27 protein-coding genes are annotated in these 25766 nt (G+C 67.6%); 13 read left to right on the plus strand and 14 right to left on the minus strand.

What is annotated here, in order from left to right:
• Positions 1-44 precede the first annotated feature (44 nt).
• The 5 genes from DDZ14_RS05610 to DDZ14_RS05630 are packed head-to-tail and all read right to left on the minus strand — an operon-like array spanning position 45 to position 5944.
• Positions 45-1334: an amidohydrolase family protein gene (locus DDZ14_RS05610; protein ID WP_109423972.1), complete on the minus strand. Its 1290-nt coding sequence runs from the start codon at positions 1332-1334 to the stop codon at positions 45-47.
• 9 nt (positions 1335-1343) lie between these two features.
• Positions 1344-2285 (minus strand): ABC transporter permease, encoded by a 942-nt coding sequence (locus DDZ14_RS05615; RefSeq protein ID WP_109423973.1) that lies wholly within the window; start codon positions 2283-2285, stop codon positions 1344-1346.
• Entirely contained in the window at positions 2285-3349 is a 1065-nt protein-coding gene (locus DDZ14_RS05620; RefSeq protein WP_199221299.1) for an ABC transporter permease, read from the minus strand. Before DDZ14_RS05620 ends, DDZ14_RS05615 begins: the two co-directional genes overlap by 1 nt.
• Positions 3349-4878: an ABC transporter ATP-binding protein gene (locus DDZ14_RS05625; RefSeq protein WP_199221294.1), complete on the minus strand. Its 1530-nt coding sequence runs from the start codon at positions 4876-4878 to the stop codon at positions 3349-3351. Before DDZ14_RS05625 ends, DDZ14_RS05620 begins: the two co-directional genes overlap by 1 nt.
• A gap of 52 nt (positions 4879-4930) precedes the next feature.
• Positions 4931-5944: a BMP family protein gene (locus DDZ14_RS05630; RefSeq protein WP_233252495.1), complete on the minus strand. Its 1014-nt coding sequence runs from the start codon at positions 5942-5944 to the stop codon at positions 4931-4933.
• Positions 5945-6394: 450 nt separating this feature from the next.
• Between DDZ14_RS05630 and DDZ14_RS05635 the strand changes: the two genes are divergently transcribed.
• From DDZ14_RS05635 to DDZ14_RS05650, 4 genes are all read left to right on the plus strand, one after another.
• Complete coding sequence (locus DDZ14_RS05635) at positions 6395-8230, plus strand: M3 family oligoendopeptidase (protein ID WP_199221295.1); 1836 nt, start codon at positions 6395-6397, stop codon at positions 8228-8230.
• 625 nt (positions 8231-8855) lie between these two features.
• Positions 8856-9716 carry a MaoC family dehydratase N-terminal domain-containing protein gene (locus DDZ14_RS05640; protein WP_109423976.1) on the plus strand — a complete coding sequence of 287 codons (861 nt, stop codon included), beginning with the start codon at positions 8856-8858 and terminating at the stop codon, positions 9714-9716.
• Positions 9713-10864: an acyl-CoA dehydrogenase family protein gene (locus DDZ14_RS05645; RefSeq protein ID WP_109423977.1), complete on the plus strand. Its 1152-nt coding sequence runs from the start codon at positions 9713-9715 to the stop codon at positions 10862-10864. The genes DDZ14_RS05640 and DDZ14_RS05645 overlap by 4 nt, the downstream gene beginning before the upstream one ends.
• Before the next feature lie 89 nt (positions 10865-10953).
• Positions 10954-12126: a dipeptidase gene (locus tag DDZ14_RS05650; protein WP_109423978.1), complete on the plus strand. Its 1173-nt coding sequence runs from the start codon at positions 10954-10956 to the stop codon at positions 12124-12126.
• A gap of 5 nt (positions 12127-12131) precedes the next feature.
• Here DDZ14_RS05650 and DDZ14_RS05655 read toward each other — a convergent pair whose 3' ends face one another.
• On the minus strand, positions 12132-12725 hold the full coding sequence (locus tag DDZ14_RS05655) for a LysE family translocator (protein WP_109423979.1): 594 nt from the start codon (positions 12723-12725) through the stop codon (positions 12132-12134).
• Between the two features lie 81 nt (positions 12726-12806).
• Here DDZ14_RS05655 and DDZ14_RS05660 point away from each other — a divergent pair, with 81 nt between their 5' ends.
• Positions 12807-13250 (plus strand): Lrp/AsnC family transcriptional regulator, encoded by a 444-nt coding sequence (locus DDZ14_RS05660; RefSeq protein ID WP_369914546.1) that lies wholly within the window; start codon positions 12807-12809, stop codon positions 13248-13250.
• Positions 13251-13259: 9 nt separating this feature from the next.
• Here the strand turns inward: DDZ14_RS05660 and DDZ14_RS05665 are convergent, their stop codons facing one another.
• From DDZ14_RS05665 to DDZ14_RS05675, 3 genes are all read right to left on the minus strand, one after another.
• A complete protein-coding gene (locus DDZ14_RS05665) occupies positions 13260-13703 on the minus strand; it encodes a host attachment protein (protein ID WP_109423981.1) in 444 nt (147 codons plus the stop codon).
• A gap of 83 nt (positions 13704-13786) precedes the next feature.
• Entirely contained in the window at positions 13787-14680 is an 894-nt protein-coding gene (gene rpoH / locus DDZ14_RS05670) for an RNA polymerase sigma factor RpoH (protein WP_109423982.1), read from the minus strand.
• Between the two features lie 206 nt (positions 14681-14886).
• Entirely contained in the window at positions 14887-15915 is a 1029-nt protein-coding gene (locus DDZ14_RS05675) for an RluA family pseudouridine synthase (RefSeq protein WP_109423983.1), read from the minus strand.
• Between DDZ14_RS05675 and DDZ14_RS05680 the strand changes: the two genes are divergently transcribed.
• The 5 genes from DDZ14_RS05680 (at position 15914) to DDZ14_RS20240 (ending at position 21142) form a co-directional block, all read left to right on the plus strand.
• Positions 15914-16222, plus strand: a complete 309-nt coding sequence (locus tag DDZ14_RS05680; RefSeq protein ID WP_109423984.1) for a DUF6476 family protein — start codon at positions 15914-15916, stop codon at positions 16220-16222. The genes DDZ14_RS05675 and DDZ14_RS05680 overlap by 2 nt on opposite strands.
• A 50-nt stretch (positions 16223-16272) precedes the next feature.
• Positions 16273-18255, plus strand: a complete 1983-nt coding sequence (gene dnaG, locus DDZ14_RS05685) for a DNA primase (RefSeq protein WP_109423985.1) — start codon at positions 16273-16275, stop codon at positions 18253-18255.
• Between the two features lie 115 nt (positions 18256-18370).
• Positions 18371-20377 (plus strand): RNA polymerase sigma factor RpoD, encoded by a 2007-nt coding sequence (gene rpoD / locus DDZ14_RS05690; RefSeq protein WP_109423986.1) that lies wholly within the window; start codon positions 18371-18373, stop codon positions 20375-20377.
• A complete protein-coding gene (locus tag DDZ14_RS19350; protein ID WP_146193093.1) occupies positions 20374-20958 on the plus strand; it encodes a hypothetical protein in 585 nt (194 codons plus the stop codon). Before rpoD ends, DDZ14_RS19350 begins: the two co-directional genes overlap by 4 nt.
• Positions 20959-21049: 91 nt before the next feature.
• Complete coding sequence (locus DDZ14_RS20240; RefSeq protein WP_109424102.1) at positions 21050-21142, plus strand: type II toxin-antitoxin system YoeB family toxin; 93 nt, start codon at positions 21050-21052, stop codon at positions 21140-21142.
• An 81-nt stretch (positions 21143-21223) separates the two neighbouring features.
• Here the strand turns inward: DDZ14_RS20240 and DDZ14_RS05700 are convergent, their stop codons facing one another.
• Positions 21224-21508: an acylphosphatase gene (locus tag DDZ14_RS05700; RefSeq protein WP_109423987.1), complete on the minus strand. Its 285-nt coding sequence runs from the start codon at positions 21506-21508 to the stop codon at positions 21224-21226.
• 110 nt (positions 21509-21618) lie between these two features.
• On the opposite strand from DDZ14_RS05700, the gene DDZ14_RS05705 reads away from it, so the two are divergent.
• On the plus strand, positions 21619-22029 hold the full coding sequence (locus DDZ14_RS05705) for a secondary thiamine-phosphate synthase enzyme YjbQ (RefSeq protein ID WP_109423988.1): 411 nt from the start codon (positions 21619-21621) through the stop codon (positions 22027-22029).
• A 10-nt stretch (positions 22030-22039) separates the two neighbouring features.
• On the opposite strand, the gene DDZ14_RS05710 is transcribed toward DDZ14_RS05705, so the two are convergent.
• The 3 genes from DDZ14_RS05710 to DDZ14_RS05720 form a co-directional block, all read right to left on the minus strand.
• A complete protein-coding gene (locus DDZ14_RS05710; protein WP_109424103.1) occupies positions 22040-22243 on the minus strand; it encodes a dodecin family protein in 204 nt (67 codons plus the stop codon).
• A 105-nt stretch (positions 22244-22348) separates the two neighbouring features.
• Positions 22349-23038 carry an SDR family oxidoreductase gene (locus tag DDZ14_RS05715; RefSeq protein ID WP_109423989.1) on the minus strand — a complete coding sequence of 230 codons (690 nt, stop codon included), beginning with the start codon at positions 23036-23038 and terminating at the stop codon, positions 22349-22351.
• A 40-nt stretch (positions 23039-23078) separates the two neighbouring features.
• Entirely contained in the window at positions 23079-23723 is a 645-nt protein-coding gene (locus DDZ14_RS05720; RefSeq protein ID WP_109423990.1) for a 5-formyltetrahydrofolate cyclo-ligase, read from the minus strand.
• A gap of 166 nt (positions 23724-23889) precedes the next feature.
• Here DDZ14_RS05720 and nrdR point away from each other — a divergent pair, with 166 nt between their 5' ends.
• Positions 23890-24363, plus strand: coding sequence for a transcriptional regulator NrdR (gene nrdR / locus DDZ14_RS05725; RefSeq protein ID WP_109423991.1), 474 nt, complete (start codon positions 23890-23892; stop codon positions 24361-24363).
• On the plus strand, positions 24360-25463 hold the full coding sequence (gene ribD, locus DDZ14_RS05730) for a bifunctional diaminohydroxyphosphoribosylaminopyrimidine deaminase/5-amino-6-(5-phosphoribosylamino)uracil reductase RibD (RefSeq protein WP_109423992.1): 1104 nt from the start codon (positions 24360-24362) through the stop codon (positions 25461-25463). Before nrdR ends, ribD begins: the two co-directional genes overlap by 4 nt.
• Positions 25464-25476: 13 nt before the next feature.
• Here the strand turns inward: ribD and DDZ14_RS05735 are convergent, their stop codons facing one another.
• Positions 25477-25692 carry a hypothetical protein gene (locus DDZ14_RS05735; RefSeq protein ID WP_109423993.1) on the minus strand — a complete coding sequence of 72 codons (216 nt, stop codon included), beginning with the start codon at positions 25690-25692 and terminating at the stop codon, positions 25477-25479.
• Between the last annotated feature and the right edge of the window lie 74 nt (positions 25693-25766).

Genomic DNA, 25766 nt, shown 5'->3' on the forward strand with positions numbered 1-25766 from the left:
AGAAATCCTGCCGATCCGTAAGCCCCCCTTACGCGCGACCCGGTTCAGACATCGGGTGCGTAATCCGACGGGTTGACCGCGCCGGGCCGCCCGTCCAGGTCCAGCCGCGCGATACGCGCGGGCGTCTCGGCGATCAACCGGCCGCGCCGGATCACCTTCAGCCGCGTAGCCTTGAGCCGGATCGCCTCGATCGCGTCGCGGGCCTGCAGGATCACCATGTCCGCGTTGCAGCCCGGCGCGATGCCGTAGCCTTCCAGCCCCATGACGGCGGCGGGGTTCGCCGTGACCGCATCCAGGCACCACGCCATATCCGCGCGCGAGGAAAGCTGCCCCACATGCAGCCCCATCGCGGCGACCTCCAGCATGTCGGCGGAGCCCAGCGAATACCACGGGTCCATCACGCAATCAGAGCCGAAGGCCACCGTCAGCCCGGCATCGCGCAACTCTCGCACGCGGGTCATGCCGCGCCGCCGGGGATAACTGTCATGCCGGCCCTGGATCATGATGTTGATGAGCGGATTGGGGACCACCGCCACTCCGGCCTCGGCCATCAGCGGGATCAGCTTTGAGACGTAGTAATTGTCCATCGAATGCATAGACGTCAGATGCGAGCCCGCGACCCGGCCCTGAAGCCCCAGGCGCTGCGCCTCGAAGGCCAGCGTCTCGACATGGCGGCTCATCGGGTCGTCGGTCTCGTCGCAATGCATGTCCACGCGCAGGCCGCGCTCCGCCGCGATCTCGCATAGCCGCGTCACCGAGGCCGCGCCCGCGGCCATCGTGCGCTCGAAATGCGGGATGCCGCCCACCACGTCCACGCCCATGTCGAGCGCGCGGATCAGGTTCGCCTCGGCCGTGGGATCGCGGTAGAGCCCGTCTTGCGGGAAGGCCACGAGTTGCAGGTCCAGATAGGGCGCCACCTGACGGCGGACCTCCAGCAACGCCTCGACCCCTTTCAGGCTGTCATCGCAGACATCGACATGGGACCGGACCGCCAGCAGGCCCTGGCTGACCGCCAGGTCGCAATAGCGCAGCGCGCGCGCCGCGATCTCCTCGGCGCTTTGCAGGGGCTTGAGTTCGCCCCAGAGCGCGATGCCCTCCAGCAGGGTGCCCGAGACATTCATCCGCGGCCGCCCGAGCGAGAGCGTCGCATCCAAATGGAAATGCGGGTCCACGAAGGGCGGCGTGACGAATTGCCCGCCCGCGTCGATCATCTGCGCGGCCTCGGCCTCCAGGCCCGGCTCCACCGCGGCGATGCGCCCGTCCTTGCAGGCGATGTCGATGCCGCCGCGCCCATCCGCCAGCGTTGCGTTTTTCACGATCAGATCGAAACTCATGGCCTCACCTCACCTCTGTCCCTTGAACCACGGCGTCAGCAGCGCCCGCGGGTAATCGGCGCGCCGCGCCGCCACAACCAGCGCGATGATCGACAGGATATAAGGCGCCATCAGGAAAATCTGGCCCGGCACGGCGTTGCCATACTCGGTCTGAAGCCGCACCTGGAAGGCGTCGAACGCCCCGAAGAGCAGCGCGCCCGCCAGCGCCTTCCATGGCCGCCAGGAAGCGAAAATCACCAGCGCGATGCAAATCCAGCCGCGCCCGTTGACCATGCCGAAAAAGAAGGCGTCGAAGGCCGCCATGGTCAGGAAAGACCCGCCGATCGCCATCAGCGCCGATCCCGCCATCACCGCGCCGATCCGCAGGCCGTAGACCGAAAGCCCCTGCGCGTCCACCGCGTCCGGGTTGTCGCCCACGGCGCGGATCGCCAGACCCAGTGGCGTGCGCGCCAGCACCCACCAGACCAGCGCGACGGCCGCAAGCGCCAGCCAGCTCAACGCCGTCTGCTGGAAGAGCGCGGGTCCCAGGAAAGGGATGTCCGACAGCAGCGGGATGTCGAGCGCGCGGAAGGGCACGATCCGCGGCGGGGTGGAGACATCGGGCAGCGCGGTGCGATAGGTGAAATAGGACAGCGACGTGGCCAGCAGCGTCACCCCCAGACCCGAGACATGCTGGCTGAGCCCCAGCGGCACGGTCAGGATCGCGTGGATCAGTCCGAACCCCGCCCCCGTGAGCGCCGCCACGGCGATCCCGCCCCAGAGCCCCAGCCCCAGCCAGACCGCCATCCAGCCGGCCATCGCGCCGGCCACGAATATCCCCTCGATGCCCAGGTTGAGCACGCCTGCGCGTTCGCAAAGCAGCGCGCCCAGCACGCCGAAGATCAGCGGCGTGGCGATGCGGATCGAGGCGGACCAGAAATTCGGATTGGCCAGAATGTCGAGGATTTCCATCATGGCGCCTCTCCGGTGCGGACACGCACGATCCGGTAGCGCGACACGAAACCGCCGATAAGCACGCAAAGCAGCGCGATCGCCACCACCAGGTCGGCCAGGTAGGAGGAGACGCCGATCGCCCGGCTCATAGAATCGGCGCCCACGAAGACCGCCGCGATGAAAAGCGCCGAGGCGACGGTGCCGAGCGGCGAGAGCCGCGCCAGCATAGCCACCACGATCCCGGCATAGCCGTAGCCGGGCGAGAGATCCGCCGTCAGGTAGCCCTTGAGACCCGCCACCTCGCCCACTCCGGCCAGCCCCGCCAGCCCGCCGGAGATCAGCGCCGCGCCCATCAGGGTGCGGGTCACGGGAATGCCCGCGTGCCGCGCGGCGGGCGCGTTCTCGCCTACGGCGCGCATCTTCATGCCCCAGGTCGTGCGCGTCAGCAGGATGTGAAAAAGCACCGCCAGCCCCAGACCGATCAGCAGCCCGGCATGGACCCGCATCCGGTCCATCAGCTGCGGCAGCGTCGCCTTCTCGATCACTGGCGCGGATTGCGGCCAGCCCATGCCCATCGGGTCCTGCAACGGACCTTCAAGCATCATCTGCACGAAAAGCAGGATGACGAAGTTGAGCAGCAGCGTCGTCACCACCTCGTCGGCGCCGAACCGCACCTTCAGGAACGCCGGTACCGCCATGCCCGCCGCCCCGGCGGCGGCGCCCGCCAGCAGCACCAGCGGGATCATCACCGCGGGCGGGGCCGAGATCGCCCCGCTGCCCAGCGCCACCGCGGCCAGCGCACCCAGATAGAGCTGCCCCTCGCCGCCGATATTCCAGAGCTTCGCGCGGAACGCCAGCGCCGCCGCCAGCCCGGTCAGGATAAGCGGCGTGGCGCGCGTCAGCGTCTCGGTGAAGGCGAATGGCGAGCCGAAGACACCGCTCCACATCAGCCTGAAGGCGGCCAGCACGTCGGCCCCTGCCAGCGCCAGCGGGATCGCCGCGAGCAGCAGCGAGACCAGTGCCGCCAGCACCGGCACCGCCACATTCACAACCCGCGAGGGCTGCCGGGGTTCGATCCGCATCATGCCGCCGCCTGCCCCGCCATCATCAGCCCGATCGCGGCGCGGTCGCGGCTGGCGGCCTCCCGCATGCCGCCGTCATGCATCACCACGATGCGATCGGCGAGCGACAGGATCTCGTCGAGATCCTCGGAGATCAGCACGACGCCCGCGCCGCGCGCGCGCGCCTCCAGCAGGCGCCGGGCAACGGCATGGGCCGCGCCCAGGTCGAGCCCGCGCGTCGGCTGGTTGGCCAGGATAAGCCGCGGCGCACGCCCGAAGACCCGCGCCAGGATCAGCTTCTGCATGTTTCCGCCAGAGAGCAGCCGCACCGGCGCGTACGGGCCGGGGCCGCGCACGTCGAATTCCGCACAGGCTTCGGCGGTGCGGGCGCGAATCGCGCCGCGCCGCAGGAAGCCCAGCCGCGAAACCTCCGGATCGCCCAGCGCCTCGATCACCAGGTTCTCGGCGACGCTCATGTCGGGCACGACGCCCTCGTGGTGGCGATCCTCGGGGATGCGGCCCACGCCGGCGGCCACGAAGGCGGCGGGCGTGAAGCGTGCGACCGGCGCATCGGCCAGCCGCATCTCTCCCGACTCGGGCTCAGCGAGACCGGAGAGCAGCGCCGCCAGCGCCGACTGGCCGTTGCCCGACACGCCCGCGATTCCCACGATTTCATGCGCGCGGACCTCCAGCGTGGCGCCGGTCAGGCTGCGGCGCGCGTCCGGGCCGGCGACGCTGACCCCGCGCAACTCCAGCACCGGGGCGCCGGGCGCCATCGGCGGGCGTGGATCGGTCGCGGTTTCGGCGCCGACCATCAGCCGCGCGATACGGGTCTCGTCGGCATCCGCTGTCGCCATCCCACCCACGTTGCGGCCGTGGCGCAGCACCTCGATCCGGTGCGAGAAAGCCAGCACCTCGCGCAGCTTGTGGGAGATGAAGATCACCGACAGCCCGTCCGCGGCCATGCGTCCCACCGTCTCGAAGAGGCTGTCGGCCTCTTGCGGTGTCAGCACGGCGGTGGGCTCGTCCAGGACCAGGATGCGGGCCTCGCGGTAGAGTGCCTTGAGGATCTCGACGCGCTGGCGCTCGCCCACCGAGAGCTGGCTGACCGGCGCATCGAGCGCAACCGTCAGCCCCGAGCGCGCCATGATCGCGTCGATCTTCGCCCGCGCCGCCTGCCGGTCACGCCGCCAGGCCAGCAGCGGCTCGGCCCCCAGCACGATATTGTCGAGCGCCGACAGGTTGTAGGCCAAGGTGAAATGCTGGTGGACCATGCCGATCCCGGCCCGCAGCGCCGCCTCCGGGTGGCCGGCGGGCAACGGCGCGAGGCGCCCGTCGGGGCCAATGATCTCGACATGGCCGGCATCGGGCAGGTAATGGCCGAAGAGCATGTTCATCAGCGTCGTCTTGCCGGCGCCGTTCTCGCCCAGAAGCGCCAGGATCTCGCCGCGGCGCAGATCCAGCTCCACCGCGTCGTTGGCCAGCACGCTGCCAAAGCGCTTGGTCAGCCCCGCCAGCCGCAGCACGACCGGGGATTGCCTGTCCGTCATGTCACTGCCCCCCGCATGCGGAAGGGGGCGCCGTTCCGCGCCCCCGCCCCTGTCAGCCGTCGGATTTCGGCTCGTCGTCGTTGACGTTGACGCGGAACATGCCGTCGAGGATTTCCTGCTTCTTGGCCTCCACGGCCTCCAGCACGTCGGCCGACACCAGGTTCTCGTCCACCGCCAGCGAACCGCCGCCATGGGCCATGAAGCTGTACTGGCCGTAATCGGCGGGCTCGAAACTGCCTGAGGCCACATCCTCGATGGCGCGGTCGATCGTGGGCTCCATGTGCCAGATGGCAGAGGACAGGATCGTGCCGGGATAGTCGCCGGAGGTGTCGATCACGTTGCCGATCGCCTTGACGCCGCGCTCCACGGCGGCGTCGGAGACACCGAAGCGTTCGGCATACATCACGTCCGCGCCCGCATCCATCATGGCAAAGGCCGCTTCCTTGGCCTTGGGCGGGTCGTACCAGGAGTTGATGAAGCTCACCAGGAACTTGACATCCGGGTTGACCGACCGTGCGCCCTCCATGAAGGCGTTCATCAGCCGGTTCACCTCCGGGATCGCGAAGCCGCCGACCATGCCGATCACGTTCGACTCGGTCGCCTCGCCCGCGATCATGCCGCTGAGGTAGGAGGGTTCGTGGATCCAGTTGTCGAAGACCGCGAAATTCGGCTGGGCGGGTCCGAAGGACGAGCCCATCAGGAAGGCGGTATCGGGGTAGTCGGCGGCCACGCTGCGCGCCGCGCGCTCCACCGCGAAGGCTTCGCCCACAACAAGCTCCATGCCCTGTTCGGCATATTCGCGCATGACGCGCTCATAATCCGTGTTGGCCACGTTTTCCGAGTAGGCATAGGTGATCCGGCCTTCCTCCTGTGCGGCGGTCAGCGCCTTGTGGATGCGGCTGACCCATTGCTGTTCCACCGGCACGGTGTAGATCGCCGCCACCTTGAGCTGCGCCGCGGCTGCGCCGGGAAGCGCCAGCGCCGAGGCCGCCGCCAGTCCGCAGACCAGCACCGCGCGCCGGGCCAAGGCTGTGTTGAATAGTCCCATCAGTACCTCCTGTTTCATGTTACTTCCCTCCGCGCCGAAACGCGGAGCGCACTCTGCCGGCGCGATTGTCCTGGCGCCATAGTGAACGTCATTTTACCTTTTGGTCAATTTTTATTTGCTCACCCGGTCCCTCATACACCGGATTCGCGGGAATGGCCGCGCGAATCCACAAGACGATGATGTGCAGATGCCGGATGCAACCGCAACGGGCGAAGCTGACCGCTCGTTGTGCGCGAACCGAAAGCGGGATGCGACTTCCGCATTCCCGGCATCGGCCGGATCATGGAGAGGAGCGCGGCCTGGCGTGTCGTGCCGGTCGGGACCGCCTGACGGGTTCTCAAGGCCACTATCACTCAAGGCCCGAAGCGCGCCCGGTCCCACTCGGCCGGGCGGGCCCATCGCGAGGGTTGAGCGCGGGCGGCGCACGGCCTATGTCTGCGTGGATCGCAACACAGATGAGGCCGCCCCATGCACTCCCCGTTCCGTCCCGCCCTGCCCGAAACCGTCATGGACGCGCGCGACGCGCAGGGGACCGAATTCGGGGACCTGCCGGAATGGGATCTGAGCGATCTCTACGCCGCGCCCGACGCGCCCGAGATGAAGCGCGACCTCGACTGGCTGGAGGCCGCCTGCACGAGCTTCGCCGCCGATTTCGAGGGCAAGCTCGCGGGGCTCGACGCGGCCGGGATGCTCGACTGCGTGCTGCGCTACGAGAAGATCGACCTCATCGCCGGGCGTATCATGTCCTATGCCGGGCTGCGTTATCACCAGAACACCACCGACCCGGAGCGCGGCAAGTTCCTGGGCGATCTCCAGACCCGCATCACCGATTACACCACGCCGCTGGTCTTCTTCTCGCTGGAGGTGAACCGCATCCCCGACGAGACGCTGGAGGACTGGTTCGCCGCCAATGCCGATCTGGCGCGCTACAAGCCGATCTTCGACCGGCTGCGCGCATTGAGGCCCTATCAGCTCTCCGACGAACTGGAGCGGTTCCTGCACGATCAGTCGGTCGTGGGGGCCGCGGCCTGGAACCGGCTTTTCGACGAGACGATGGCCGGGCTCGGCTTCGATGTCGAGGGCGAGGAGATGGCGCTGGAGTCAACGCTCAACCTGCTGACCGACACCGATCGCGCCCGGCGCGAGGCCGGCGCGCACGCCCTGGCGGAAGTCTTCGGGAAGAACGTCACGCTCTTCTCGCGCATCACCAACACGCTTGCCAAGGAGAAGGAGGTCGAGGACCGGTGGCGCGGGCTGCCGACGCCGCAGATGTCGCGCCACCTGGCCAACCATGTGGAGCCCGAGGTCGTGCAGGCGCTGCGCGACGCGGTGGTGGCGGCCTATCCCAAGCTCAGCCATCGCTACTATGCGCTGAAGGCGAAATGGATGGGGCTGGAGACGCTTCAGGTCTGGGACCGCAACGCGCCGCTGCCGGGTGAGGCGCCGCGCCGCTTCGACTGGGAGGCCGCCCGCTCCACCGTACTCGACGCCTATGCGGGCTTCTCGCCGCGCATGGCCGAGATCGCGCAGCCCTTCTTCGAGAAAGGCTGGATCGACGCCGGCGTAAAGCCGGGCAAGGCGCCCGGCGCCTTCGCCCATCCCACGGTCGTGGACGTGCACCCCTACGTGATGCTGAACTATCTGGGCAAGCCGCGCGACGTGATGACGCTCGCCCATGAACTCGGGCACGGCGTGCACCAGGTTCTGGCCGCGGGTCAGGGCGAGCTTCTGTCCTCCACCCCGCTGACCCTGGCCGAGACCGCCAGCGTCTTCGGCGAGATGCTGACCTTCCGCAAGCTCCTGGAGGCCGCCCGCAGCCCGGCGGAGCGCAAGACGCTGCTGGCAAGCAAGGTCGAGGACATGATCAACACGGTCGTGCGCCAGATCGCCTTCTACGATTTCGAGTGCAAGCTGCACGAGGCGCGGCGCGGTGGCGAGTTGACGCCCCACGACATAAACGCGATCTGGATGAGCGTTCAGGGCGAGAGCCTGGGGCCCGTCTTCGAGTTCATGGAGGGCTACGAGACCTTCTGGTCCTATATCCCGCATTTCATCCACTCGCCCTTCTACGTCTATGCCTATGCCTTCGGCGACGGGCTGGTGAACGCGCTCTACGCCGTCTACGAGGAAGGCGATCCGGCGTTCCAGGAGAAGTATTTCGAGATGCTGAAGGCCGGCGGCTCCAAGCATCACAAGGAATTGCTGGCGCCCTTCGGGCTCGACGCCTCTGATCCGGCCTTCTGGGACAAGGGGCTGAGCATGATTTCCGGCATGATCGACGAGTTGGAGGCGATGGAGGACTGAGCCCGCCCAGGGGCACGTCCCGAGGTGCTGTTCCGAAGCGTTAACGGTTGCCCTTGCCGTCATTGGCAAGCTTGGGGACGAGCCGCGCGGTCGCCAGACCGAGGGATGGTGATCCGGCGTCTGAGCAGGGCAGTTTATCCCTGCCACATCCGAACTGGATCGAGACAGAGCGCCAACGGCACCACATCGCCAGCCCGTCCGGGCGGTCTGGCGATCGCGCGGCGGCCTGCGGCCTTAGTTCCGCGCGCGGCAATGGGCAAACTCCGCGCAAGGCCATGTGCCATGTGTTTCGGATCCGGTAGAGTCGGATGTGGCCGGAGCCCGGCGCAGGCAATGGACCTGCATCGGCTAGCGCAGGCTCGGCCTGCCATCCGCGCCGGGCTCCGCATGGTCCGGGGGCCAGCCCGCCCCGGCGACAGCCCAGATCGAGGATGCGCCGGCTCGCCAGCGGCGCGGCATGCCGGCGGATCACGTCGAGTGCGGTGCGAATTCCGGTCATTTCGCGGCTCTCGTCCCGGCCCGCGCAATCCGCGCGCGCCTTGCGGGTTGCCGCAAAAACGAATTGAGAATTCTCAAAACGCCGAAATCATGCGATGTCGGACCCGTCGGAAGAAAGGTCGGGCCAATGGACATCGCTCATCTGCGCGAATGGATCGGCAACAGCGAAACCGCGGAAGAGCGCATCGCGCCCTTCCCGTCCAACGCGCTGGCCGCGACGCTCGACCGGGACGATCCGCCCTATTCGGAGGGCACGCCCCTGCCGCCGCTCTGGCACTGGCTGCATTTCCTGCCGGTCTTCAAGCTTTGCGAGGCGGGCTATGACGGGCACGCCGCGCTGGGCGATTTCCTGCCCCCCGTGCCGCTGCCGCGCCGGATGTGGGCGGGCAGCCGCTTCCGCTTCCTGGCGCCGATGCGCATCGGGCGGGTGCTGCGCAAAACCTCGGCCGTCGCCTCGGTGACGCACAAGGCGGGCCGCAGCGGCGATCTGGTCTTCGTGACCGTGCGCCACGCCCTCTTCGACGGCGCGGTGCAGGGGATCGAGGAGGAGCACGACATCGTCTACCGCGCCGCCGCGGCGCCCGGCGCGCCCGCCCCGACGCCCCCGCAGGCGCCCGAGGGCAGCGCCTTCAGCCGCCGGGTCCACCCCGACCCGGTGCTGCTCTTCCGTTATTCCGCCCTGACCTTCAACGGCCACCGCATCCATTACGACCAGCCGTTCTGCACCGGCACCGAGGGCTATGAGGGGCTGGTGGTGCATGGGCCGCTCCTGGCCATGCTGCTGATGGACCTCTTGCGCCGGGAATTGCCGCAGGCGGAGGTGCGGGATTTCACGTTCCGCGCCATAGCCACGGTCTTCGCCACCCATGATTTCACGCTCCACGGTGGACCGGGAGACGGGCACGGGTGCGTCCGGCTGTGGGTGCGGCGCCATGACGGCGCGCTGGCAATGGACGCGACCGCAACGATTTCAGGGGGACCCACATGACCGAAAGCCATCCCGACATCCGCGCCGCGATCCGCGCGCTCTGCGCAGAATTTCCGCCCGAGTATCACCGCAAGGTGGACCGGGAGCGCGGCTATCCCGAGGCTTTCGTCGAGGCGCTAACCTGCGCCGGCTGGCTGGCCGCGCTGATCCCCGAGGACTATGGCGGCTCGGGCCTGGGGCTGACGGAAGCCGCCGTCATCATGGAGGAGATCAACCGCTCCGGCGGCAATTCCGGCGCCTGCCACGGGCAGATGTACAACATGGGCACGCTGCTGCGGCACGGCTCGGAAACCCAAAAGGCGCGCTACCTGCCCGCCATCGCCAGCGGCGCGCTGCGGCTTCAGAGCATGGGCGTGACCGAGCCGGAGACCGGCACCGACACCACGAAGATCAGGACCACCGCCGAGCGCCGGGGCGACCGCTACGTCATCAACGGGCAGAAGGTCTGGATCAGCCGGGTGCAGCATTCCGACCTGATGATCCTCCTGGCGCGCACCACGCCGCTGGCCGAGGTACGGAAGAAGTCGGAGGGCATGTCGATCTTCCTGGTCGACCTGCGCGAGGCGGTGGGCATGGGGCTGGAGGTCCGGCCGATCCCGAACATGGTGAACCACGAGACGAACGAACTTTTCTTCGACGATCTGGAGATCCCGGCGGAGAACCTGATCGGCGAGGAAGGAATGGGGTTCCGCTACATCCTCGACGGGCTCAACGCGGAACGCGCGCTGATCGCCGCGGAATGCATAGGGGACGGGATGTGGTTCATCGACAAGGTGACCGCCTATGCCGGGGAGCGCCGGGTCTTCGGCCGGCCCATCGGCCAGAACCAGGGCGTGCAGTTCCCCATCGCCGAGGCCCATATCGAGATCGAGGCGGCGAAGCTGATGCGCGACCGCGCCTGCGCGCTCTACGATGCCGGCCAGCCCTGCGGGGCCGAGGCCAACATGGCAAAGTACCTCGCCGCCAAGGCAAGCTGGGAAGCCGCGAACGCCTGCATCCAGTTCCACGGCGGCTTCGGTTTCGCCACCGAGTACGATGTGGAGCGCAAGTTCCGCGAAACCCGGCTCTACCAGGTCGCGCCGATCTCCACCAACCTGATCCTGTCCTACGTGGCCGAGCATGTGCTGGGCCTGCCGCGGTCCTTCTGATGACGTAACGGCACATGGCCGGCTGCCCCTTGTGCCCCGCGCTGCCGGGCCTAGTGTGCTGGCGGTCGGCAGAAAGACGGAGGTCGGCCATGCTGTGGCTGAAACGGATCATTCTCGGAATGCTGGGGATCGCCCTGCTCGGTCTGGCGGGAGTCTTCATCCTGGCCCCCGCCATCGTCGAGAAGGGCCTCAACCCGGTCGCGCCGCACGATCCCTGGCCGGTCTCCACCGAGGCCGCCGCGCTGCATGAACGGCTGGTGATCGGCGACTGGCACGCCGACAGCCTGCTTTGGAACCGCGACCTGACCACGCGCTCCGATTACGGCCAGGTGGACATTCCCCGCCTGATCGAGGGCAACGTGGCGGTGCAGGTCTTCACCGCTGTGACGAAGAGTCCGGCCGGCCAGAACTACGCCAGCAATTCGGCCGACGCGCGCGACAACATCACGCTGCTGGCGGTGGGCCAACTCTGGCCGCCGCGAACCTGGGGCAGCCTGCTGGAACGCGCGCTCTACCAGGCCGCGAAGCTGCACGGTTTCGCCGACCGCGCGCCCGACAGCCTGCGCATCCTGCGCAGCCGCGCGGATCTGGAAGCGCTGCTCGCGGCGCGGGCGCAGGGCGCGCGGACGGTGGGCGGGCTTCTGGGGATCGAGGGCGCGCATCCGCTGGAGGGTGACCTGGCCAATCTCGATCGCCTGGAAGACGCGGGCTACCGGCTGATCGCGCTTCAGCATTTCTTCGACAACGCGCTGGGCGGATCCCTGCATGGCGAGGGCGACCACGGGCTGACCGGGTTCGGCCGCGCCGTGGTGGCCGAGGTCGCGGCGCGCGGCATGGTCCTCGATCTCGCGCATTCCAGCCCGCAGGTCGTCCGCGACGTGCTGGCGATGACCGACATACCGCTCGTGCTCAGCCATACCGGGCTGCATTCGCATTGCGAGGTGAAGCGCAACATCCCCGACGCGCTGATGCAGCGCATCGCGCAGACCGGCGGCGTGATCGGGATCGGCTACTGGGCCGATGTCACCTGTGACGACAGCCCCGCCGGCGTGGCGGGCGCGATCGCGGCCGCGGTGGCGGCGGTGGGGGCCGATCACGTCTCGCTCGGCTCGGATTTCGACGGCTCCGTGGCGACCGCCTTCGACACCTCGGAACTGGCCGCGCTGACCCATGCCCTGCTGGAGGCCGGGCTGGACGAGGAGACGATCGCCAAGGTCATGGGCGGCAACATGATCCGGGTGCTGCGCGCGCGGCTGGACTGAGCCGTTCAGACCGACAGGACCGGCACCAGCGCCGCCAGCAGAAGCGCGGCCATCGCCAGGTTGAAACGACGCAGCCGGCGCGGCGTAGAGAGCCAGCGCGCGAGCCCCTGCCCCGCCCCCGCCCAGAGCGTGACCGAGGGCAGGTTCACCGCGCCGAAGACCGCCGCCACGGCCAGAACGCCGCCCGCCCCGCCGCCGGGCGCGTAGGCCGCAAGCGCCGTCAACGCCATCGCCCAGGCTTTCGGGTTCACCCATTGGAACGCCGCCGCCTGCAGGAAACTCAGCGGCCTGCCGGGTGGCGCACCGGGATCGGGCGGCGTGGCGGTGGCGATCTTCCAGGCCAGCCAAAGCATGTAGCAAAGCGCCAGCGCCTTGAGCGCATTGCGCAACACCGGCGCCCCGGTGAAGAGCGGTCCCAGCCCCGCACCCAGCGCAGAGGCCATGATGACGAAGCCCAGCGACACGCCCAGAAGATGCGGCAGCGTCCGGCGCAGCCCGAAATTGGCGCCCGAGGCCATCAGCATCAGGTTGTTGGGCCCCGGCGTGACCGAGGTGACGAAAGCATAGGCGGCAAGCCCGAGGAGGAGATCGTATGACATTCCGCAATCATATGCCGAACTCAGAGGTAAGAGATTGCTTCTTGCGCGCGAAATGAACATAAACCACAACGAATGGCACGTATGGACAGGATATCCGAAAAAATATTGCAGGAGCTGACGCGCGACGGGCGGATCAGCAACCTTGAGCTTTCCGCCCGCGTGGGGCTTTCGCCCTCGGCCTGCCTGCGCCGGGTGCAGGAGCTGGAGCGCAGCGGCGTCATCACCGGATACCGCGCGCGGCTTTCACCCGCCGCGCTCGGCCGCGGTTTCCTGGCCTATATCGCGGTAGGGCTCTCGACCCACACCAAGGCCGCGCAGGAAGCGTTCGAGCGCGCGATGGCGCGCACGCCGCAAGTGACCGAATGTCACAATGTCACCGGGACGGTGGAGTATCTGCTGCGGGTCGAGGTCGCCGATCTGGCCGCCTACAAATCCTTCCACACCGACACGTTGGGCGCGCTGGCGCATGTCAGTTCCATCACCTCCTATGTGGTGATGGCCTCGCCCAAGGACGAGCGCGGCTGAGCGCGGCGCTCAGAAGGCCGCGATCGCCTCGAAATGGCGGGGCAGGTCGCGCGCCGGCACCTTGACGATGTCCTTGTCGAGCGAGCCTGTGACCTTGTCCGCGAGCTGGCCGAGCCCGCCGCGCAGCTCGCCCAGCATCTTCGGTGGTGCGGCGAGGATCAGCCTCTCGTGCCCGCCCTTCGCGGCCTGCGCGTGCAGCGCGTCGAGCACATGCGCGGCGAAGGCGTCGCGAGCCTGGCGCCGCTCCGATGTGGGCGGCTCGAACCCGTGCCGGGCGGTGCCGGGGGCGGCGCGCGACCGGCCGGGCGTATCGGCGTATTCGATCGCCTCGGAATTGATCGCGCTTGCGTCGAGGCTGGACAGTTCCGCCAGCCCCTTGCCGACCCCGGCGTTTTCCAGGATGCGCGCCTCGCGCTCGTTGGCGATCAGGACAAGTGTGCGAACAGGTTTCATTGCGCTCCCCTTGATAGACTCGCAGGCTTTAGTCTTGCGCCATCCGTCGGGCCGGGCGTTGATCTGGCGCAAGGACCAGACGGTCACCCGCCGTTGATAAGGCCCTTTTCCCTGGCCAGTCCGCGGATCTTCTTCTGGATCTTCTCGAAGGCGCGCACCTCGATCTGGCGGATGCGTTCGCGGCTGACATCGTATTGGCCCGACAATTCCTCCAGCGTGGCCGGGTTCTCACGCAGCTTGCGCTGGGTCAGGATATCGCGCTCGCGCTCGTTGAGCACCTCCAGCGCGGCGGCCAGCAATTCGCGGCGGCTGTCGAGCTCGTCCTTCTCGGCATAGGCTTCGGCCTGGTCGGCATCCTCGTCTTCCAGCCAGTCCATCCACTGGGTGCTGGTCTCGCCATCGCTGCCGACCTGCGCGTTGAGCGAGGCATCGGTGCCCGCCATCCGGCGGTTCATCGAGATCACCTCCTCCTCGGTGACGCTCAGGTCGTTGGCGATCTTCCGGACATGCTCGGGCCGCAGGTCGCCCTCCTCCAGCGCGCCGATCCGGGCCTTGGCCTTGCGCAGGTTGAAGAAGAGCTTCTTCTGCGCGCTGGTCGTGCCCATCTTCACCAGGCTCCAGGAGCGCAGGATGTATTCCTGGATCGAGGCACGGATCCACCACATCGCGTAGGTAGCCAGGCGGAAACCCTTTTCGGGATCGAACCGCTTGACGGCCTGCATCAGCCCGACATTGGCTTCCGAAACGACCTCGGCCGTGGGCAGGCCGTAGCCGCGATAGCCCATGGCGATCTTGGCGGCGAGCCGCAGATGCGACGTGACGAGCTTGTGCGCGGCGCCGCTGTCCTGGGTTTCGGCCCAGCGCTTGGCCAGCATGTACTCCTCTTCCGGCTCCAGCATCGGGAATTTGCGGATCTCCTGGAGATACCGGTTCAGCCCCTGTTCCGGCGACGGGGCGGGAAGATTTGCGTAACTCATTGGCGTCCTGTCCCTGCTCTTGGCCATTTTTCTACCGTTAAAGGTATGATCGGGGGCGTTTGGCTTCAAGTTGACACCGCACGGGCGGTGCATTTCCAACGCTTTCCGGGCATCTGGGGTTGCATCGCAAGGTGAAAAAGACCCTGAAACATGCGTTCACGCGGAAGTGGCGGCGCGAGGATTGGTGAAACCCACGACAACCGCCACTACCCGCCCCGCAGCGCGTTTAGCAATGCCGTCATGTCGGGCGGCAGGGGGGCGGAGAATTCCAGCCTTTCGCCGGTGACGGGATGGACGAAGCCCAGCGTCGCGGCGTGGAGCGCCTGGCGCGGGAAAGAGGCCGTGGCCTCCCCTGCCGCGGGCGGCAGAGCCTTGAGCGCCAGCTTGCGCCGGCCATAGACCGGATCGCCCAGGAGCCCGTGGCCAATATGCGCCAAGTGGACCCTGATCTGATGCGTGCGCCCGGTCTCCAGCCAGCAGTCGAGCAGCGCCGCCGCCCGGCCGAAGTCTTCCAGCACGCGAAAGCGCGTGACGGCGCGGCGCCCGCCATGCGTCACGACCGCCATGCGCTGCCGGTCGGTGCGGTGGCGGGCGATGGCGGCGGTCACGGAGGTCACGCCGCCGGGCTCGAACCCGACGCCGGCCAACCCGGCAAGGCGCGGGTCCGCACGGTCAGGCAACCCGATGCAGACGGCACGGTAGTGGCGCGAGACGCTGTGCGCCTCGAATTGCGCCGCGAGGCCCTGGTGGGCGCGATCCGACTTGGCCGCGACGATCAGCCCGGAGGTGTCCTTGTCGATGCGGTGGACGATGCCGGGCCGCTTCGCCCCGCCGATCCCCGACAGGCTCGTTCCGCAATGGTGCATCAGGGCATTGACCAGCGTGCCCGTCCAGGCGCCGGGCGCGGGATGCACGACCATACCGGCGGGCTTGTCGATCACGATCAGGTCGGCGTCCTCATGCACGATGTCGAGCGCGATCGGCTCGGGCCCGGCCTCGATCTCCTCCAGGTCGGGCAGCGCGATTTCCCAGACCTCGCCTGCCTTGGTGCGCGCGCGCGGATCGGTCACGACCTGCCCGCCGCGCGACACCGCGCCCTCGGCGATCAGCCGGGATATGCGCGAGCGCGACAGCGCCGCTTCCTCTGGCACATCGCGGCTCAGCGCCTTATCAAGGCGCGGCGGGGGATCTGCGGCGATCTCGACCCGCAATAGATGCGCAAGGGGGATGCTCATGGACGAGGCTCCGGAAGACATGGAGATGCCGCGCGGGCTGAAGCTCCTGAAAGGTCTGGTGATCGCGCTGATGGTGACGATGATCGCGGGGCTTGTAACGCTGGTTGCGCTGATTGTCATCCGTTTCCCCGTGGCGCAAGCTCCCGCGCAGCTGCCCGAAGCGATCACCCTGCCCGACGGCGCGCGCGCCGCCGCTTTCACCCAGGGGCGCGACTGGTACGCGGTCGTCACCGAGGCCGACGAAATCCTGGTCTTCGACCGCGAGACCGGCGAAATACGCCAGCGTATCCGTCTGAAGACGCAATGAGCCGCGCCTGAACCCTTGCCTTGCAGCCCGTCGGGGCCGATATTCCGTACATGAGTCTGCCCCCCGGTTTCCTTGACGAGCTTCGCTCGCGCACCTCGATCTCGCAGGTGGCGGGACGCAAGGTGATCTGGGACACCCGCAAGTCCAACCAGGCCAAGGGCGACATGTGGGCCCCCTGCCCGTTTCACCAGGAAAAGACTGCCTCCTTCCATGTCGACGACCGCAAGGGCTTCTACTACTGCTTCGGCTGCAACGCGAAGGGCGACGCGATCTCCTTCGTGCAGGAGACGGAAAACGTGGGCTTCATGGAGGCCATCGAGATCCTCGCCCGCGAGGCGGGGATGGAGATGCCGGCACGCGATCCGCAGGCGCGTGAGAAGATCGACCGCAACGCCCGGCTGATCGGGGTGATGGAGGACGCGGCGCGCTTCTACCGCACCCAGCTTCAGACCGCGGCGGCGGCCGAGGCGCGCGACTACCTCACCCGCCGGGGATTGAAGCCCGAAACGCTGGAACGTTTCGGGATCGGCTTCGCCCCGGATGCGCGACAGGCGCTCTGGTCGCATCTTACCGGCAAGGGCGTGGCCGCCGATCTGGTGATCGACGCGGGGCTCGCGGCCCGGCCCGACGATGGCGGCGCCCCCTATGACCGGTTCCGCGGCCGCATTGTCTTTCCGATCCGCGACGCGCGCGGGCGCTGCATCGCCTTCGGCGGGCGGGCGATGTCCGAGGCCACCCGCGCCAAGTACCTCAACTCGCCAGAGACGGCGCTCTTCGACAAGGGCCGCACGCTCTACAACCACGGCCCCGCGCGCGAGGCCGCGGGCAAGGGCCAGCCACTGATCGTCACCGAAGGCTACATGGATGTGATCGCGCTCTGCGAGGCGGGGCTGGAGGCCGCCGTTGCGCCGCTGGGCACGGCGATCACCGAGGACCAACTCAAGCTCATGTGGCGGATCGCGCCGGAGCCGGTGATCGCCCTCGACGGCGACAGCGCCGGGCTGCGCGCGGCGCACCGGGTGATCGACCTGGCCCTGCCGCTGCTGGAGGCGGGCCAGAGCCTGCGCTTCGCGCTGCTGCCCGAAGGCCAGGACCCCGACGACCTGATCCGCGCGGAAGGAGCGGGTGCGATGCGCCGGCTTGTGGAGACCGCGCAACCGATGGTGCGGCTGCTCTGGAGCCGCGAGACCGAAGGCCGCGTCTTCGACAGCCCCGAACGGCGCGCGGCGCTGGACGCGGCGCTCAAGGCGGTGATCGGACGCATCCGCGACGGCTCGATCCGCACGCATTATTTCGAGGAGGTGAAGCGCCTGCGGGCCGAGCTTTTCGCCGCGCCGCGCCGCGGTACGCAGCCGGGCGGCGGCTGGCAGCAGGGCAAGGGCGGACGCTGGACGCGCCGCACCCCGCCCGCGCAGCCGATGCCGATGACCCGCGATTCGCTCCTCGGCCGCGACGGGCCGGGCGCGGTGGCCGAGCGCCTGCGCGAAGCGGTGATCCTGGCCACGCTCGTCACCCATCCCGCCCTGCTGGAAACCTTCGAGGGAGAACTCGAGGCGCTGGAATGCCAGGCGCCCGAGCACCGCGCGCTGCAACAGGCGCTGCTGCGCCATGCCGGGCTGACCGACCCGGAAGCGTTGCGCGAGAAGATTTCCGGCGCGCTGTGCGCGGATGCCCTTGAAAAGCTGATGGCGCTCAGCCATGTGCAGATCGCCCCTGCAATCCGCAACCCGCAGGACCGGGAGCTTGCCATGATGGCGCTGGCCGAAGACTTGGCGAGGCTGAAGGCAACCCGCGGCGCGCGGCGCGAGATCGACGAGGCGCTGGAGGATGCGGCGGCGATGTCCGACGAGAAACTGACCTGGCGCCTTGGCCAGGCGGCAGAGGCCGTGAACCGCGCGCAGCGTTCCAACACCGACGACCGGGCCGAGTACGACATCGCCCCCAGCGGCGCGCGTATCGACCGCGGCGAACGCGAGGCCCTCGACGCCCTTCTAGGCACCATCGACCTCGGGCGCGCCGGGTCCAAGGAATAACCAAAACCACAGGGTTTTGGAAAAAATGGGAATTGAATTGCGAATCACCTGTGCACAGGATTGATTCGCTGTAAGTCGGGACCAACGAATCAGTCCCGCGCCAGAGGAGTCACGCATGGCCGCCAAAGACACCGAAGCCGCGAAACCCGAAGAGCAATCCGACCCGCATGTGATGCTCGACATGAGCCAGGCTGCGGTCAAGAAGATGATCGCCGAGGCCAAGACGCGCGGCTTCATCACCTACGATCAGCTCAACCAGGTCTTGCCGCCCGATCAGGTGTCTTCCGAACAAATCGAGGACGTGATGTCGATGCTCAGCGAGATGGGCATCAACGTGATCGAGGCCGAGGAGGCCGACGAGGAGGCCGAAGGCTCCACCGAGGTCGTGGAGACCTCCACCTCCCGCGAGGTGACTGTCAGCACCTCCACTTCCGAGACGCTCGACCGCACCGACGACCCGGTGCGCATGTATCTGCGCGAGATGGGCTCGGTCGAACTGCTGAGCCGCGAGGGCGAGATCGCCATCGCCAAGCGCATCGAGGCCGGCCGCAACACGATGATCGCCGGGCTCTGCGAAAGCCCGCTGACCTTCCAGGCGATCACCATCTGGCGTGACGAGTTGCTGTCCGAGGACATCCTGCTGCGCGACGTGATCGACCTTGAGGCGACCTTCGGCTCGGGCATGGAAGACGAGGGCGAGGGCAGCGTCGTGGGCGGGCTCGGCGCGGCCAACACCTCCGCCGCGCCGGCGGCCGAGAAGAAGAAGGCCGCCGAGGAGCCGGAGCTGGACGCCGACGGCAACCCGATCAGCACCGACAGCGACGACGACGAGGACGACGACGAGCAGGCCGGCATGTCGCTGGCCGCAATGGAGGCAGCACTCAAGCCCCGCGTGCTGGAGATGCTCGACCGGATGGCCGCGGATTACACGCGCCTGTCGGAGATGCAGGACAACCGCCTGTCGGCGACGCTGAACGAGGACAGCTCCTTCTCCAAGGCCGAGGAGACGGAATACCAGGCCCTGCGCGCCGAGATCGTCGAACTGGTGAACGGGCTGCACCTGCACAACAACCGCATCGAGGCGCTGATCGACCAGCTTTACGGCATCAACCGGCGCATCATGTCCATCGACAGCGCGATGGTGAAGCTCGCCGACCAGGCGCGCATCAACCGGCGCGAATTCATCGACGCCTATCGCGGCTCGGAGCTCGACCCGAACTGGATGGACCGGATGGCCGAGAAGCCGGGCCGGGGCTGGCAGGCACTGGTCGAACGCTCCCGCGACAAGGTGGAGGAGCTGCGCTCCGAAATGGCCCAGGTCGGGCAGTATATCGGCCTCGACATCGAGGAATTCCGGCGCATCGTGAACCAGGTCCAGAAGGGCGAGAAGGAGGCCCGGCAGGCCAAGAAGGAAATGGTCGAGGCCAACTTGCGGCTGGTCATTTCTATCGCCAAGAAATACACCAACCGCGGCCTGCAATTCCTTGATCTCATTCAGGAAGGCAATATCGGCCTGATGAAGGCGGTGGACAAATTCGAATATCGCCGGGGCTACAAGTTCTCGACCTACGCAACATGGTGGATCCGCCAGGCGATCACCCGCTCCATCGCGGATCAGGCGCGCACCATCCGCATTCCGGTCCACATGATCGAGACGATCAACAAACTGGTGCGCACCGGCCGCCAGATGCTCCACGAGATCGGGCGGGAACCGACGCCGGAAGAGCTGGCCGAGAAGCTGCAAATGCCGCTGGAGAAGGTCCGCAAGGTGATGAAGATCGCCAAGGAGCCGATTTCTCTGGAAACTCCCATCGGCGACGAGGAAGACAGCCAGCTCGGCGATTTCATCGAGGACAAGAACGCCGTCCTGCCGCTGGACAGCGCCATTCAGGAGAACCTGAAGGAAACCACGACGCGGGTGCTCTCATCGCTCACCCCGCGCGAGGAACGGGTGCTGCGCATGCGCTTCGGCATCGGCATGAACACCGACCACACGCTGGAGGAAGTGGGCCAGCAGTTCTCGGTGACGCGGGAACGCATCCGGCAGATCGAGGCCAAGGCGCTGCGGAAGCTGAAGCATCCGAGCCGGTCACGGAAGTTGCGGAGTTTCCTGGATCAGTGAAGTCCTGCACCTTCGATTGGAACTGCGTAATTGCAGCCGAATGTGCCGAGGAACAGGGTATCTACATCCGTAAACTAGTAGAGTTGCATCGGTCTGGTGTTCTCGATGTTGGCATAACGACCGTATCAGCATCGGAGACACTTAAGGAATCGAAATCGTTTCCTGCGAGCGGCAAGCAGTTCAGGCGACGCATATCGGCGCTGGGGTGGGATGATCTCTCGATTGTTCTCGGTCCTTGTGTTGTTGGCTTGAGCTATATTGGCTTATCCAAATTGGCCGACGAAACATTTAACAATGAAATCAATGCACTTTGGAACGTCATCTGTCCGGGCATTGAGCGCAAACTTCCAACATCTGTTTCGCAGGAAACTCTTTGGTCACCTCAATACAAGAAGTGGCGCAATGCTTGGTGCGACGTTCATACTTTGTGGACACACATCAACGATGACCGCGATATCTTTGTAACGACCAACACGAAGGATTTTCAGGGTAATTTCGGTGAACTGAAAGAGCTTGGTTTGCGGGAAGTTGCATCCCCAAATGAGGTGTTGACCTCGACGACCTCCCGCTTGAAACGGTAGGAAAGCGCCCTGCCCGAAATCGTGGGGCGCCTTGCGCGCTGCTGGGCAAGCGTCGGATCGTCCCGGCGGCCTGGCGTTTTGGTAAAGCCAGATCTGGTCCCGCCGCATCGACCGCGAACATCATCTGATCTACCGGGCCAGCGCGACTGCGTTGGAGACTATCCAGTGCCGATATCACGACTGACCCCGAGACGGTCGCGGAAGCTCACCAGTTCTCAGGATCGTTTTCCACGGCCTTGGGTTGCGGGAGAGCACTTCCCGGCCCCTACCCTGTGATATCGAAGCTGCGCAGCCCGTCGCTGGGCTCGGCCTCCTCGGTCTCGATGTTCTGCACCACGGCCGCGCCCGGCCCTTCGTCGAGCGCATGGACCATCGCGGCCACGTCGGCCTTGCGCCCCTGAAGGAAGGCCAGCACCGACCCGTCATCCTCGTTGCGGACCCAGCCCGTCAGGCCGTGCGCCTCGGCCTGGCCCCTGGCCCAGGCCCGGAACGACACGCCCTGCACGCGGCCGGTGATCCGGGTTCTGATCGCCACGCAATCCTTTTCCATCTTTCCTCTCCCTGTCATCGGCCCGCCCTATCCCAGCATCCGGGCCGCCCCTCATGCAAGCCCGTCATGCAAGCCTTGCATCGGCGCGGGGAAATCCGCAGGCTGGCCCCATGCAGACGGTCTTCACGCTCCGGACGGACGGTCCCGGCCTCTACGAGTTCACTTCGCAGGTCACCGGCTGGACGCGCGGGGCGGATGACGGGCTGCTCACGCTTTTCATCCGGCACACCTCCGCCAGCCTCCTGATCCAGGAGAACGCCGACCCGGCCGTACAACGCGACCTGCTGGCCTTCCTGCGCCGGCTGGCGCCCCATGCGGACGACCCGGCGATGGAGTACCTCACCCACCGCACCGAAGGCCCCGACGACATGCCCGCCCATATCAAGGCGGCGCTGCTGCCGGTCAGCCTGTCGATCCCGGTGCGCGGCGGACAACCGGTGCTGGGCACCTGGCAGGGTATCTATCTGGTCGAGCACCGCGATGCGCCGCGCAACCGCGAGGTCGCCGCGCATCTGGCCTGACGCGCGGGCGTCAGTCGTCGAGCACGAAGGTCACCATCATGTTGACCTGAAACTGCGTGACCTTGCCGTTCTCGACCTGCGCCCGTTGTTCCTTGACCCAGGCGCCGGTGATCCCGCGCAACGTCTTGGAGGCGCGTTCTATGCCTTCCGTCACCGCGTCGTCGAAACTCTTGGTGGAGGTGGCGGATATCTCGGTAACTCGTGCAACACTCATGGCGATGTCCTCCTTTTTCTCGACTCCTGAGACCAACGGCATTCCTTCCGTTGCGGTTCCATCCTACCACACCTCACCGCACGGGCCGAAATCCTGCGGCGGACCTCAGCCCAGTGCCGCCGGATTGGGCATCAGGAAGACCTCGCGCACCGCCGCGCGGGCGGGTTGGTCGAGCGCATAGACAACGGCATTCGCCACGTCCTCGGGTTGAAGCTTGTCGGGCTTGGGCTCGTCGAAAAAGGGCGTATCGACCATCCCCGGCGCAATCACCGTGCAGCGGCCGCCCCATTCGGCCATTTCCTCGGCCAGGTTGGCGCCGTAGCCGTGCACGAACCATTTTGTGGCGCCATAGACCGACCCCGCGATGGCGCGTCGCCCCGCCGCCGAGCCGGTCAGCAGCATGTGCCCCTTGCGCTTGCGCAGCTCCGGCATCGCCGCCTTGGCGGTCCAGAGAAGCGCGGTGATGTTGAGCGCGACCATCGCCTCCCATTCCTCGGGGCGGCCGGCCTCGGTCCCGGCGGCGCTGCTGCCGCGGCCGGCATTGGCGAAGGCCGCGTCGAGCCGCCCGAAGCGGTCGACCAGCCGCGCGACGGCGTTCTGCTGCGCGCCCAGATCGGTGGCGTCCCCCGGCAGGGCCATCGCCGCGTCGCCGCCCAGCTCCGCCGCCAGCGCGTCGAGCTTGTCGCGGCTGCGCGCCATGAGCCCCACACGCCAGCCCGCGGCGACCGCCGCGCGCGCCGTGGCGGCCCCGATCCCCGAAGATGCGCCGGTGATGAAAAGCGTTCTGTCGCCCATGTCGTGACCTCCTGAAGAATGATGCGGGCGGGCGGCCGGATCAGACCGGCACGATCACCGCCTCGGTCATCGGAACATCGAAGGGCTGCGGGAAGATCGTGTCGATCACCTGTATCCCGTAGCCGACCCCGATGACATGTGGAGCCGCCCCCGCGGCCTTCAACCCAGCCAGCGTCCTGTCGTAGTAGCCGCCGCCATAGCCCAGCCGGAAATTGCCCTCGCCCAGGCCGACCACCGGGGCGATCACGATATCGGGGCGCAACTCCGGCGCATCGGCGGGTGGGACGGGAATGTTCCAGATACCGCGCTCCAGCGCCATACCGGGTTCCCAGGCGCGGAAGATGAGCGGCGCGGCCTTCTCCACCACCACGGGCAGGGCCAGCCGGGCGCCCGCGTCGCGGCGCGCCGCGGCCCATCCGCGCAGGTCGGGCTCGCCCCGGAACGGCCAGTAGAGCGCGATCACCGCGCCGGCGCTTTCGGGCAGACGGCGGTCCAGTTCCTCGGCCAGCCTGCGGTCTGCGGCCTGCCGGTCGGCCACCGGAAGCGCCTGCCGGGCCGCGATCAGCCGGGCGCGTTCCGCCTTGCGCCAGCGCGCCACGTCGCGCAGCGCCGCGGCATCCGCCCCGTCCTCGAAAAGATGCGCATAGCACGGCGCCTCGCCGCCCCGGTCCTCGTCCTCGGCCATGCTGTTCCCCCGTCTTGTCCCTGCTTATCAGAGCAGCCCACCGGGGCGGCTGCAAGCCCGGTCCGGCCTATCAGCATATAGGGGGCGCAATTCGCCCCTACCCAATCTCTCGCGGGTGACTTATAGTCGATGTGGATATGTGTGGACGACCACCAAGGGAGGGGCCATGCGCTGCCCGTTTTGCGGAAATATCGACACCCAGGTGAAGGACTCGCGCCCCGCCGAAGACCACGTCGCCATCCGGCGTAGGCGATTCTGCCCGGCCTGCTCGGGACGTTTCACCACCTATGAGCGGGTGCAGCTGCGCGACCTGGTGGTCATCAAGAGCAACGGACGGCGCGAGGATTTCGACCGCGACAAGCTGGAACGCTCGATCCGGATCGCGTTGCAGAAGCGCCCGGTGGACCCGGAACGCATGGACCAGATGATCTCCGGCATCGTGCGGCGGCTGGAGAGCATGGGCGAGACCGACATTCCCTCCAACACCATCGGCGAGATCGTGATGGAGGCGCTGGCCCGGATCGACACGGTGGCCTATGTGCGTTTCGCCAGCGTCTACAAGAATTTCCAGGCGGTCGAGGATTTCGAGGACTTCATGTCGGAACTGCGCCCGCCGGACCCCCCCGAAGAAAAGGCATGAGCCAGGCCGCCGACGCGCGCTGGATGGCGCTTGCGCTGTCGCTGGGCGCGCGCGGCATGGGCAAGGTCTGGCCGAACCCGGCGGTGGGCTGCGTGGTCGTGGCGGGAAACCGCCTGGTCGGGCGCGGCTGGACACAGCCCGGCGGGCGGCCGCATGCAGAGACTGTGGCGCTGGCGCAGGCCGGCGCCGCCGCGCGGGGTGCGACCGCCTATGTCACCCTGGAGCCCTGCGCCCACCACGGCGTGACGCCGCCCTGCGCCGAGGCGCTGGCCGCGGCGGGCGTGGCGCGCGTCGTCACCGCGCTGGAGGATCCCGACCCGCGGGTCGCGGGCGGCGGCCATGCGGTGCTGCGCGCGGCGGGCATCGCGGTGGAGACGGGGCCGGGCGAAGCTGCCGCCCGCCACGACCATCGCGGTTTCCTGACGCGCGTGACGCAGGGCCGCCCGATGCTGACGCTGAAACTCGCCACCACGCTCGACGGGCGCATCGCCACCGCGGCGGGCGAGAGCCGATGGATCACCGGGTCCGAGGCGCGGCGCATGGTCCATGCTCTCCGGGCGCGGCACGACGCGGTGATGGTCGGCGCCGGCACGGCACGGGCCGACGACCCGCTGCTCACGGTGCGCGGCATGGGGCCGGTGCGTCAGCCGGTCCGAATCGTCTGCGACACGCGGCTGAGCCTAACGCCCGAGAGCCGCCTGGGCCGCAGCCTGGACGATGCGCCGCTGTGGATATGCCACGGGCCGGAAGCGCCGGACGCGGCGGTGCGCGCCTGGCGCGACGCGGGTGCCACGACGCTGGCCTGCGCGGCGGGGGCGGATGGATGGCTGGATATGGGGGATGTGCTGGGGAAACTCGGCGATGCCGGGCTTACGCGGGTCTTTTGCGAAGGCGGCGGGACACTGGCGGCCTCGCTCCTGGGCGGGGGGCTCGTCGATGAATTGATCGGGTTCACCGCCGGCATGGCGCTGGGTGCGGATGGCCGCCCGGCGACGGGGCCTCTCGGCCTTTCGACCCTGGGGGAGGCGCCCCGGTTTCAGCTTCACGCCTCGCGCGCCATCGGCGGCGACATCATGCATCATTGGGTGACGCAGAGTTAGCGTCGGCGCAGGGTTACTTGGCCGGGTGGCGGCGCGCCCCGTCATGCAGGTCCGACCGGAACAGATCGACCATCTCGGATTTGGTCAGGCCGTTCGACAAGGATTTGAGTTTCTCGCTCCGGGGAATGCGAAACCCGCGCAGCGTGGGGACGGCAATACGCACGATGCCCGGTTTCACCCGGTCGCGCAGATTGCGGTTGATCGACAGATAAGGTCCAGAGACAGACATTAACGCTACTCCGTATCCATGGTTAGCGCCCCCTAGGCGGAAATATGCCACGTCTTAAGGCTTTTTCAATTTCA

It is taken from the genome of Maritimibacter sp. 55A14, from assembly GCF_003122205.1.
In the GTDB taxonomy this organism is placed as follows: Bacteria; Pseudomonadota; Alphaproteobacteria; order Rhodobacterales; family Rhodobacteraceae; genus QEYE01.